5 protein-coding genes and 1 pseudogene are annotated in these 12,379 nt (G+C 36.7%); 4 read left to right on the top strand and 2 right to left on the bottom strand.

Translation table 11 applies throughout. The features are described 5' to 3' along the window. A partial coding sequence (locus C8K15_RS19100; RefSeq protein WP_233260578.1) for a hypothetical protein occupies positions 1-651 on the top strand: 651 nt, incomplete at its 5' end. 445 nt (positions 652-1,096) lie between these two features. Further along, complete coding sequence (locus C8K15_RS21255; RefSeq protein WP_108587998.1) at positions 1,097-5,284, top strand: S8 family serine peptidase; 4,188 nt, start codon at positions 1,097-1,099, stop codon at positions 5,282-5,284. Positions 5,285-5,864: 580 nt separating this feature from the next. On the opposite strand, the gene C8K15_RS19090 is transcribed toward C8K15_RS21255, so the two are convergent. Continuing rightward, positions 5,865-10,499 (bottom strand): S8 family serine peptidase, encoded by a 4,635-nt coding sequence (locus C8K15_RS19090; protein ID WP_108587997.1) that lies wholly within the window; start codon positions 10,497-10,499, stop codon positions 5,865-5,867. Positions 10,500-10,586: 87 nt separating this feature from the next. On the opposite strand from C8K15_RS19090, the gene C8K15_RS21025 reads away from it, so the two are divergent. Together C8K15_RS21025 and C8K15_RS21020 are read left to right on the top strand one after the other, a co-directional pair. Continuing rightward, a complete protein-coding gene (locus C8K15_RS21025) occupies positions 10,587-11,129 on the top strand; it encodes an alpha/beta hydrolase (RefSeq protein WP_369973795.1) in 543 nt (180 codons plus the stop codon). A gap of 48 nt (positions 11,130-11,177) precedes the next feature. Then, complete coding sequence (locus C8K15_RS21020; RefSeq protein WP_233260576.1) at positions 11,178-11,621, top strand: alpha/beta hydrolase family protein; 444 nt, start codon at positions 11,178-11,180, stop codon at positions 11,619-11,621. Positions 11,622-11,852: 231 nt separating this feature from the next. Here C8K15_RS21020 and C8K15_RS19080 read toward each other — a convergent pair. After that, positions 11,853-12,266, bottom strand: a pseudogene (locus C8K15_RS19080) (recombinase family protein); the annotation flags it as partial. Positions 12,267-12,379 lie beyond the last annotated feature (113 nt).

The raw sequence follows: 12,379 nt of genomic DNA, 5'->3' as shown, positions 1-12,379 counted from the left end.
CGAGAGGAATGGAAAAAAACACTCTATTATGCTCGAAAACTAGAGAAAATAGCTAGAGAAGGGGAACATTATGGAAGAGCCCTTGTGTACCAGAGCCTTGCATTACAACGCCTAGGGAACTCTTTAGAAGAAGTATTAGCCCTTATAGATCGTTATGAGCAAGTCAATGATTATTATGCAGGTGCAGCTATTGGGAATCGATTTTGTGTTTTTTTAGATTTCGGTCAATTCGAATATGTGGATGAATACTTAAATTGGTTAGAAGGCAGGGACGATATGTTTGCCGGCTTACCGCGAGTATTGGAGGCATATGTCCATCTGCATCGATTAGAGGATGTAGAGCGATTGATATATAGATTTCAAAATGTTATCCAAGACTTGGCTGTGAGTATTCATCCGCATCAGCAGCAATTGTACTTGCGTTTCCGTTATGCTTATGCTTTGTACCATTTTGCAAGCAAGCAATTTTCAGAAGGGCTGTATGAAGTGTTGGATGTAGCATATGCGGCAAATCAAATCGGAAATAGAGAGAGATGTAAACAATGCATTCTTATTTATTGGGAATATAGAGAATACGTCACAGTCGAACATGAAGCAATGTATGTGAAGTTATTCCAAACAGAACATATGAGCAAACAACTTTTAAAATAAAAAGCGGTTTATTTTCCTTTAATTTGTTGGTTATTCAATGCACTTAGAAGAAAGCAAGCAAGCGGAATTTTTCATTATTAAATTAACCTGCGCATGAATAAGTAATAAAGTTACAGTGAAGGATTAATAGAATTCATCAAGGTAGCGAAGAACGTAAAAAACAGTGGGATTCATGAAAAGTTTAAACAATGTCTTCTAAGAATCTGGCATTATTGAACCTTTTTAACGCCAGAGTTGGAGGCGGAATTTCTTGAAGTGTTGCGCTGAAAAATCGTCAATAAACGAATAATTTCATCAAAAGCCCCCTTAAGAGGGCTTTTTTGTATGTCTGAATAGTTTGATTAAAAACAAATTAGATATTGATGCTTTTTAGCAAAATCAAAAATGGCATCAACCCTCTGTATGATAAGAGAGTAATAAGTAAACAGGGAGAGAAGGAGAAAAAATGAAACGAATTTTCAAAGGGACTGCGATTGTCGCATTAAGTAGCGGACTGTTATTTAGTTCGATACCAACTAGTCAATTTCATTCGGTTCAAGCAAAATCAACTGAATCAATTGAGCAAGTACTCGCGAAGCTTTCACCAGAACAACGTCAAGCATTAGAAAAACTACAAGTAAGTAGTCAGGAGGGATTACAGTTATCACCTTCAGTAGATTTAGAGAGTTCAGATAATCTATCAGTAATTGTAGAATTCAGGGACAAGCCGGCAAAAGTTGCAATCATTGAAGAAGCAGCAAATGGAAATAGTTTATTACTTTCAGATGCCGAACAAAAAGCAAATTCCGCACAAGAAACGTTTAAAAGTGATTTACAAACAATATATAAAGTTGATTTAAAACAGAATAATAAATTGTTTAAGATTAAACGCACATTTAAAAGCACACTAAATGGTGTATCAATCGAACTGCCAGCAAATAAAGTAAAATCATTATTAGAATCAAAAGTTGTTAAAGCTGTTTGGCCTAATAATGTCATTAAAGTTGAGCCACCCACAAGTACGGAATCATCTGGAGATACGAAAAAAGTAGCAACTGAGGTATTTCCAGGAATCAATAAGTTACATGACGAGGGATTTACAGGTAAAGGGATTAAGGTAGGGGTAATTGATACAGGAATTGATTACAACCATCCTGATTTAACGGACGCATATAAAGGTTATCGTGCACAACAAGGTGTTGATCCGAAAACAATTAGTCCAAGCTCAGTGAAAGGCTGGGATTTTGTCGATAATGATGCAGATCCAATGGAGACTACATACGACGATTGGAAAAAATCAGGTTTAGCAGAAAAAAATCCATCGTCAGGTTCAACTTTCTATACAGAGCATGGAACTCATGTTTCTGGAATCATTTCTGGACAAGGTGAAAATAATACAGATTACGCCGTAACAGGTGTAGCTCCAGATGCTGACCTTTATGTTTATCGTGTGTTAGGACAATACGGTTCTGGTTCAACTGAAAGTGTATTAGGCGGAATTGATAAATCTGTAGCAGATGGAATGGATGTTATCAATTTATCGCTTGGTAGTAATTCGAATGATCCAGAGAATATTGAAAGTCTGGCAGTTAACAATGCTGTTCTTTCAGGTGTTACAGCAGTAGTTGCAGCAGGTAATGCCGGAAACGGAATGTACACACTTGGGGCACCAGGTGCATCTGCATTAGCAATTACAGTTGGAGCAAATGATACGACTCAAGAAATTGCTACTTCAAAAGCAACTTTGCATGGAATAGAAGAGGTATCTGCGGATTTAAAATTATTAGGTAAAGGTTTTAATGATAAAGTAGATACATTACAAGGACAAAATCTACCAATCGTCTCAATTCCAAATTCAGGATCACCAAATGATTATAATGGAAAAGATGTAAATGGAAAAATCGTATTAGTAAATCGAGGTATTACAGCTCTTGTTGATAAAGTGAAAGAAGCACAAAAACACGGTGCTAAGGCAGTAATTATTGCCAATAATGTGGTTGGAGAAGGCTTCATTCCGTCTTATTTAGGTGCAGGCTATGGGATGATTCCAACATTCTCTGTATCCAAAGAAAAAGGGTCTGTGATTCAGAATAATCTTGGATCAGTAAATCCAACATTCTCATTTGACGAAATGGGACAAGAAACTGTACAAGGTAGTAAATTAGCAAGCTTTAGTTCTCGGGGTCCAGCTCGTATGACATATGATATTAAACCAGAAGTAACTGCTCCTGGTGTATCAGTCTTCTCGACTGTACCATCTTATATGCATGGAGCAGATCAAGTTGGTAATTTTCAATATGCATATGATAATTTATCAGGAACATCAATGGCTACTCCTAATGTAGCTGGGGTTGCAGCTTTATTATTACAAGCAAATCCAAATTTAACGCCTGCTCAAATTAAAGAAACATTAATGAACACAGCTGATCCTTTAAATGGAGATTATAGCGTGTATGAAGTAGGCGCAGGACAGGTTGATCCGTTCGAAGCGATCCACTCAAAATCAAGAATCGAAGTTGTAGACGAAACACAAGGAACACTAGATAAAAAAGGTAATCTTAAAACAGTAAAAGATTTAACAGGTGCACTTGCATTTGGCGTGTTTGCACCATCTGGTTCAAATACAAGTGATCAACGTTCACTTACTATCTATAACAATAGCAATCAAGCAAAAATATATGATGTAAATATTACGTACCAAACAGGTCGTAGAGGCTCTTTAGATGCAGACGCGAATGGAGTCATGATTGTCACAGATAAGTCGATTAAAGTAGCGGCGAATTCGAAAAAGAAATCGGTTGTTGCAATCACAGTTCCTAAATCAGCAGCACTTGGTACGTATGAAGGTTATGTTACTTATACAAATCATGAAAATTCAGAAGAAACATACCAAGTACCATTCGCCATTAAAACAGTCGAAGAAGGAATAAACCCAGTAACAATGAGTCCACAAGCATTTACGCAAGTGTTTGATTCTGCATTTCCTGGACAATTAGTTTATACGAATGCATATTTTAGCATCAAATCTCATATGCGTACGTTTGATGTTATTCTTGTCGATGGAAAAACCAACAAAGAGCTAGGATTCGTTGGCACGATGAATGGTTTAGGCATGAGTGAAAATGTGACTTATGGAGTTTCTAAAATATTTAATGGTTTTTACTATAAAGCAACAGGTGATGAAGAGCAGCCATTCGCTTATGATCAAGACCTAGCGAAACCAGGATACTATAAACTAAAAATAATTGGAACAAATGATGCGGGGCGTACATTTTCTCAAGAAGCACCTTTCTATTTTGATAATACGGCTCCAAAAATGACGGTTAACAGTCCTGACGTTGTTGAGTATAAAAATGGTCAAAGTACAGTGACGATTACTGGTTCAGTGTATGATAACGAAACAGAAGAGATGAAATCACTTGGCATGAATTTTAATCAAGGAAGTACGAGAGTGTTTTATAAAGACAATCTTGGAGGAAGAGATGTATCTGTTCCTGTCAATGCAGATGGTACATTCTCTGTTAATATTCCAACAAACCCAACAAGAGCAATGTTGCCTTCATTCTATGCAATGGACGCAGCATCAAATAAAACATTTAAAGAAGGTAGAGATATTTTTGTTATTCGAGACGATGTTGCTTACGGTTTTATGCAACCTGAAAAACGAACTGCAAAAATGGGAGAAACAGCCCATGCGACGTTAACTTTAAATAAAGTAAGCAATGTAAAACAAGTTGTTTATAAGTTTTATCATCACACTGATGTTGCGTCAATGAATGTCACACCACATCCAAGTGTGGCAGATAAAGTCAATGTAAATGTTGAGGAAAAGGTTTACAGTGTAGGTTCAAATTTATATGAAGCGACTGTAACAGTTACATTAAAAGATGGAGCAACTCCATTATCAGGAAATCTTTCTTTAGTAGATTTAGGATTTACTATGAGTAACACTTATACTGCACAGCCTGTAATGTGGCCAGCTTATATACCAAGTGTTACGTATACAGATATAAATAATACGGCAAAAACAGCATTAAGCGGTAATCCTGCAATTTATTTTATGGAACCAACGTATTCTTTAGCTCGTGGTATCAATAGCGCTGAGGCATTTACGATTTATTATGGAACACCAAATCAGCAAGCTAATCAATCATATGATTATTCAAAAATGGGCATTAAAATAAAAGCTACAAATTCCAACGGCACGGTATACAATGGAGTAATTCCTTCGGGTGCTGGAATTTCAGTAGTATATAAAATGCCGAATTTACCATTTACTGATGATCAATATGAGCTTACACTTGATGTTCCAGGCCATTTTACAGTACACAAAAATTTTACAATTGGCTTCCATGAAGATGGAAAAGTCACATATCAAAATCTATTCCTAAGACCAAATCCGGCTATTGCAGGTGATGTAAATAAAGATGATGTAATCGATGTAATGGATGCATTGTATATCCAAACATATTGGGGAACAAACAAACGTGAAGCAGATATTAACTTTGACGAAAAGGTGGATGCGAAGGATCTTGCATTTGTAGAAAAGAATTACTTGATGCAAAATCCAACAATCAACTATGCTCCTACTCCTAAAAAGAAATATAAATCACAAACATTAGAAACTGTAAAGAGAGCATTAGGAATACAATAATCATAGAAAAAGAGCAACTACTTGATTTGTAGTTGCTCTTATTTCTGTTTGCCAGGCATGTTCATCAACTAGACGGTGAAAGAACGTTATGGGCGTTGGGATATGTAAACCATTAGTCGAAGGCAAGGGTGTCCATGGTGACGTGGAATCTGAAGGAAGCCCTAGACAAATCTTAGTCTGAGGTACACAAATCGCATTTGAGGTCTCTATTTCAAGACGAGTTTGCAGAACAAAACGAAGTCCAAAATATCCCCAGATGGCATAGAGATAAATGTGGCAGATATATGAGGGGAAAGTGGATGAACTCACCCTGGGAGGTCCTTAGTAACTTAGAAAGGACCTACTTAGTAATAAGTAGCTGAACTAAGAGAAGTCACCCCAAGCAATTACTTTAGGAGCTGCCATAGAGGTTCCATGTAATAATGCATAACCGTTAGCTTGTTTACACATGCGATGGAGGCAACCTTATGACATTTGTTGTAAGGTTATCATTTCCTTTTTTTGTCAATAACAAAAGGGTGCCAGCTACCTGAGAAAGAGTTTTTCTCTTTTCTCAGGAGCTGGCACCCTTTTAGTTTAGTTATTTTTTAGCAATAACCTGTGTTACTTGTACATCCTTGTAACCCTTTGCTTTTATTACTATCTTGTAGGATTGGGCCTTTGTAAATACTTTTCCGTTTATTACTATGTTTCCTTTAACTATTTTGTAGTTTCCTTTTATTGATTTTCCGTTTACTGTTATGCTTGTTATTGAACTTCTCCATTTTGCATTGTCTTTGAAGGTTATGTTGATTGCTTTTCCTACTTTGTTGTCTTTTTTGTCTGCTGCTAATGTTGGTGCTGTTAGTTTTACTATTGGCTTTTTTAATTTTGCGTTAACATACAATCTTCCTTTAGTCATCGCGGTCATTTCGTTTCCATAATTGTCCTCAACTTTAACCTCTACCAGACCACCGTTTAATACAATGTTCTTTGGAACACTCCATTGTCCAACATAATGACCTGTACCTTTTCCATCTGCATCTAGTTCCTCTATCATTGGCATTTCAATGGCAGAACCAGTTGTTGTTTGTATACCCTTAGGCTCATTTACATTACCTATAGGAGAAATAATTCTAAATGCTGCTTTCTTTAATCCTAATTCTGAATCAAATTCAACCTTAACTACATCACCAGAATTTAATTTTAAATCTTGATCTGGTTTCAAATTAGTAATACCTTTTATTGAATATTTTACATTTACAGTTACACTCTTAACTGTTTCATTTCCTGCCTTGTCTCTAGCAACAACATTTATTACATTTTCCCCATCCTTAGATATAATCTTTGCTGTCCAATTTCCATTTGAATCTATGTCTGTCTTTGTTCCGTTAACTTCAACATAATCTAAATAATCATCTTTAGCTGTTCCTGTTATAGTTATAACCTGATTATTTATATTTGCGTTATTTTGTGGGCTTGTAATTTCTAAAACTGGTGCTGTCAAGTCTACTATAACCTTTTTTTCCTCCGAATAAGGAGTCCATCCGATTTCTGTAATAGTTTTTGCCTTTAGAATATTAACCCCATCTTGAAGTACAGCATCAATTGAGAAGCTTCCATCATCATTTGCTTTCCCATTTGCTATATCTTCATCATCGCTAAATATATGAACGTCCATTCCAGGAGCTGCCATACCTTTTATTGTTACGTTTTCATTATTAGAATATAAGTTGTTTACTGGTGAGGTTATAACTGGACCTATTGCTTCAAGCTTAACTGTTGATCTAATCATTATGTTTCCAAAATCTTTATTTGTTTGAGTGAATGGGCCTCCGTTTAGAAACTGCCATGATCTTTGTGCTACTATTGAATTTTGATCCAAATAAATTGCATTACCCTGAGGCCCCCACTTATCCTGTATTAAAACCATATAATAATCGCCTGTTACAACTATTTGCTGCGCGGTTAAATCAACAACTGTCCATTTTCCTGCCTCCCCAGAAGTCATTGCATTAAATGGCCCTGCTATCATTTTTCCAGGGGCGCCATCCGTTCCACTTGCATCATAAACTGCCACCTTAAATGTACTTGGACCTTTTCTTGGCCAATTAGGATCAAACATAAATAATCCAGAGGTTACTATTGCTGTGGAATGTCCCTCTGGAAGTGACATTCTTACTGCATAGCCTCCTCCTGCTTGTAATTGAGTCACTGAATATTCTGGTGTTCCATCATCATAGCCTATCTCTTCTGAATAATTTATAAATGGTTTTAGTTGAAGATCATGTATATAATTTTCATTACTTGTAATATCTATAGTAAATCTCTCATCAAAATAGTTCTCTGCTATAACCTGTACTGTATATTTACCTTCATATGCAGTTATTGAGTAATTACCCTCTGCATCAGTTGTAACTGGTGCTACTGCTGCATCCTCAATTAGGTAAATTTTAGCGTCTTTCACTGGATTTCCCGTTTGGGCATTAATGATTTTACCTGTTAATGTTCGCTTAGGTATTGGAACCATTGTAAAGTTTACATCTCCAAGAACTTGGTCAGCTGCTACTGTAACCTTCTTATCCTGTGGATAGAATCCATAGGTTTCAGCTCTTAATGTAAACTCTCCTGCTACAACCTGAAAACTATATGAGCCGTCTACCGGATTTGTTTTTGTTGAACGACCATTTTCAACAATAGATACTGTAGCCGATAATGGAATTCTTCCAATGGTCTCCACAGAATTTGTTATTTGTTCTTTTTGGCTGTTGCTTAAAGCTGATGTGCCACCTAATGCTGCAGATTGGTTTGTTAAGCTAAACTGTTCTTTAGGGCTGTTGCTTATAGTTGTTGATGTGTTACCTAATCCTGCAGATTGGTTTGTTAATCCAACATCATCTATAAACCATCCCTGCTTATTATTGGAGTCATTAGTCGATAAGTAAAATCCGATATTTATTTTCTTTCCTGCATATTGGCTTAGATCTATTTCCTCATTTGAATATCCTCTTGTCGTGGTGCCATTATACATTGCTACTATATCCCAATTCTCTTCGCCGTCAGGCTTAACCAAAACAAGTGACCTATCAGTTTCATCTATATCATACCAATTTTTAAACTGTAAATAAGCACTTCCTTGCGGCAGGACAGTAGAAGGCATTATCGATACCATTTCTTGATTTTCTGAATACGTTCCTTCAAGATTAGTAGCTAAAACCTTTTCTCCCGAGGCTGCTGCATTAGGTCCTGTTGTTGGTTTTCCCCACTTCCATTGAGCCGACCCGGGGCTTTCCCATCCTGTCATTTCTGTTTCAAAATCATTAAAGTATCCTATTGTAATTGAAGGTTTAACAAGTATTGTATAGATATCACTTGTAACCTCATTCTCTCCAAAGTCAACTATTCTCCATTTGTAAGATAGATTTCCTGCGACTACTCTATCAGCTGGAATTACAGCTTCATAGCTTGCTGACCTGTGGTCCCCGCTCATCTTCACAGCTGCAGCTGTTGTCCACTGATTTTCTGGATTATTTCTATATTGAAGCTCAACTGTATCAACGCTTACATTATCCTGTACATCTATTTTAAATTTTTGTTCCAATCCTGCGTATGTCTCTGTAACAGGTATATGGTTAAATGTTGGTGGAACTGTATCCTCGCCATCGTATGCTACTTGGCCTTTAATCTCAGAAATTCCTTGCATAATTGATGTTACAGCCTTAAATGCATTTATAACACCATATCCATATCCATTGTTAGGGGCTTTAGGATATTCAGAGTCAGTACAAGGAGTCGCTGTTTCCTTTATTATTTGTTCAATTTGATTAACTTTTAAAGATGAATTGGCTTGAAGAAGTAATGCTACAAGTCCTGCTGTATGCGGCCCTGCCATTGAGGTTCCATTCCATCCACCCTCATATATACCTCCTGGAATTGAGGATCTTATATTAACTCCAGGTGCTGAAACATCTGGCTTAATTATTCCACCATATGGTGATGGCCCCCTTAATGAGAAGTTGGCTAACTTGTTGTTTATGTCAGTTGCCCCTGTTGCAAAGGATTCTGGATAGTTTGCAGGATTAGCAACTGATCCTGGTCCACCAGGATTGTAAGGGGTTGTATTTCCTGCTGAAAATTCTGGGAATATATTTGCCGCTCTCCAGTTTATTACAATAGTACTATACCAATCATCTATTCCAGGACCGCCTCCCCATGAGTTATTAACAACATCAGGAGCCATTTCTGGATGTGGTACTCCATTTCTATCTTTAGGAGCAAGCATCCATTCACCAGCTTCTATTAAATCAGCATCTTCTCCGCCATCTTTTGTAAACGCCTTAACAGCTATCCACTTTGCTCCTGGCGCAACACCTATCTTATTTGTTCCATTTGGTTCTGAACCAACCATAGTACCGACTGTATGGGTTCCATGACCAACATCATCGTATGGTACTGAATCGTTTTTTTCAGTTGTGTCAAACCAATTGAATTCATGATTTGGATTATCCGGATCAGCTGGGTTATATCCTCTATATTTTGTCTTTAATGCAGGGTGATCCCACTGAACTCCTGAATCTATGCTTCCAACAACTACCCCTGTTCCATCTATTCCCAAGCCCCAAACATCAGGCACCCCAATTTTTTCAAGATTCCATTCTACATTAGTAGCCGCTGGAACAACAGATTCTGTAGTTTTTTGGGGCTCATATAACTTTGTAATTTTATTAGGTATTATACTTTCAACCTCGGGCATAGCTGCTATGTTTCTCATAACTTCCTCTGTTGCTGTAACTGCCATACCATTTACGATGTAAAATGAATTATAATCCTTTACATTTCCATTAATCTTTTCTTTTTTAATATACTTCTTCAAATTTCTCTGTGATGAATCTGCTTTAATTCTTAATTCAGAAACGATTGATGAACGAACTACTAACTCTTTTTTTACATTTGATAGTTTCTTATTCTTAGCTTTAACTTCATTAGCAACCTTTGGTGTATCTAGCTGATCCTTATATTTAACAAGAAAGCTAGTTTGATCTTTATTTTCAAACTCTTTTTTAAGTTCTGCACTTATTTTATTCTCTATTACTTCTTTAGCTTCCCGGTTATAGCTTGTCTCAATATTGTCCTTTGCATAAGCCTTACCATAATTTCCAGCTGGTGCAGCAAATGAACTTATGGTAATTATTAAAGCTGTCGACAATGCAAGGAATTTTTTGGTGATTTTTATCATGTTTATACCTCCATATTTAGATTGAATTTACCTAACTAATCCTTTTCCCTCCATTCCCTTAACTGCTTGAACCTATTAACTTATAAAATGTCGCCTGCGTCTGCATCTTATATTAAAAACTTTAAGGTTTTACGAGTTTATTGTAAAATCATGAAATATTATGGTAACCATAACAATATTTTATCGATGTTCAGCACTATACTAATATGCAAAATCCAAAAAATCTGTTTTTATAGTAAAGGTTATAAATTAGATGGAACAATTTATTTGCCAGATGATTATCAACCAGGGGAAAAGAGACCGGCAATAATTCCAAACTCAGGGTACCAAGGTTTTAATGAATTTTACCCTCGTTTATTTGCACGGAACCTAACGCAAGCAGGCTATGTGTGTTTAGGTTTTGACTATCGCGGCTTTGCCAAAAGTGAAGGTGATAAGGGCCGTGTTATTTTAGATGAACAAGTCGAAGACATTATCAATGCAGTTAGTTTCTTGCAAGCACAATCAGAAGTAAATCCTGATCAAGTTGGTTTACTTGGCTGGGGAATGGGCGGTTCAAACGTCGTTCGAGTTGCTGCGAAAGACAAACGAGTAAAAGCAGTAGCAGCACTTAATGGTTTTTTTGATTGAGAACGTTGGTTAAAGTCTATTCACAGCTATGTTGAGTGGATGGAAATTGTGAAAACTGTTGAGGAAGATCGTATACATCGTGTAGTTACAGGACAATCGCAGTTTGCTGATCCGTTCATTCATTACCCTCTGGACCCAGCAACAAAGGACTATGTTCAAAAGGAATTGGCTCCATTATCTCCTTTTGGTAAACAAACGCAGATCCAATTTGCAGATTCAATTATGAATATTAACGCTGAGAAGGTTGTAGCAGATATTTCACCAGTGCCTTTATTTATCGGTCATGGAAAAGATAACTTACTGCATCCACTAGCGGAATCAACAGCTTTATATGAAGCTGCTAATGAGGCCAAGCAATTTTATTTAATTGAAGGAAAGCATAACGATTTTATGTATCATGAACACCCTGTTTTCCAAGAGCTAGTAAGCGAGTTGACAACATTCTTTAACACTCATATAACGGTAGATAGAAAAAAGGTAGTTATGGTTTAAATGTATGAATTGGCTGTTACCAGGGGTTAGTTTTACCCTCTGGTAATAGCCATTTTCTAGTTTTCATCTGATAATATATTTGGACTCTAAAATTTTTTATAAAAGGTATTCCAAATTGTTGGGAAACTCCATACATGAAATGAGTTTCTTCTATTATATAGGTATACTATAACCTATGAATTTTTTGATGTTGTGTTTAATTAATCTATCGAAGTTTTTCCACTTTGTTTGTCATGTTTCGTATGTAATCAAATCACTTACGTTCCAATATCGATAAAATGTTGTTCGAGATACTCCCCATCTTTCAGCCACATCTTTGATTGGGGTTCCTCCATCAATAAGAGCTTTCATCATTTCAACATCTTTCTCTCCATATTTCTCTGGACGACCGCCTAGTCGCCCCCGCGATTTAGCCGCCACTCGTCCTGCAGCAGAACGTTCTTGAATAAGATTTCGTTCAAACTCTGCAAATGCCGCAAAGAGATGAAACATCAGTTGGCAGGTAGCGTTTCTACTATCCATAGTTAGATTCTCTTGACTACTGTGAAACCCGATGCTTTGATCATTCAAGTTGTTAACAAGATCAATCAAGTCTTGCATGTTTCGATCCAGACGATCCAATCGCCAAACAACTATGGAAACCCCTAAGTTACCCTCTTGTTGTGAACTGAACCCCGAATAGTGGACACTTTAAAAAAAGTGACCCTATCCGGGGTTTTTTCTATTCATAGACCCCGTTATACTTGAAGATAACAATT

It is taken from the genome of Paenisporosarcina sp. OV554, from assembly GCF_003058165.1.
GTDB lineage: Bacteria > Bacillota > Bacilli > Bacillales_A > Planococcaceae > Paenisporosarcina.
Note: the sequence above shows the minus strand (reverse complement) of the source record. Positions and strands in the feature narration are given on the sequence as shown.

What these genes read in the sequence shown, in the direction of transcription:
- C8K15_RS21255 (WP_108587998.1), top strand. Translation starts at nt 1,097, where the DNA reads ATGAAACGAATTTTCAAAGGGACTGCGATTGTCGCATTAAGTAGCGGA.
- C8K15_RS19090 (WP_108587997.1), bottom strand. Translation starts at nt 10,499, where the DNA reads ATGATAAAAATCACCAAAAAATTCCTTGCATTGTCGACAGCTTTAATA.
- C8K15_RS21025 (WP_369973795.1), top strand. Translation starts at nt 10,587, where the DNA reads ATGTCGCCTGCGTCTGCATCTTATATTAAAAACTTTAAGGTTTTACGA.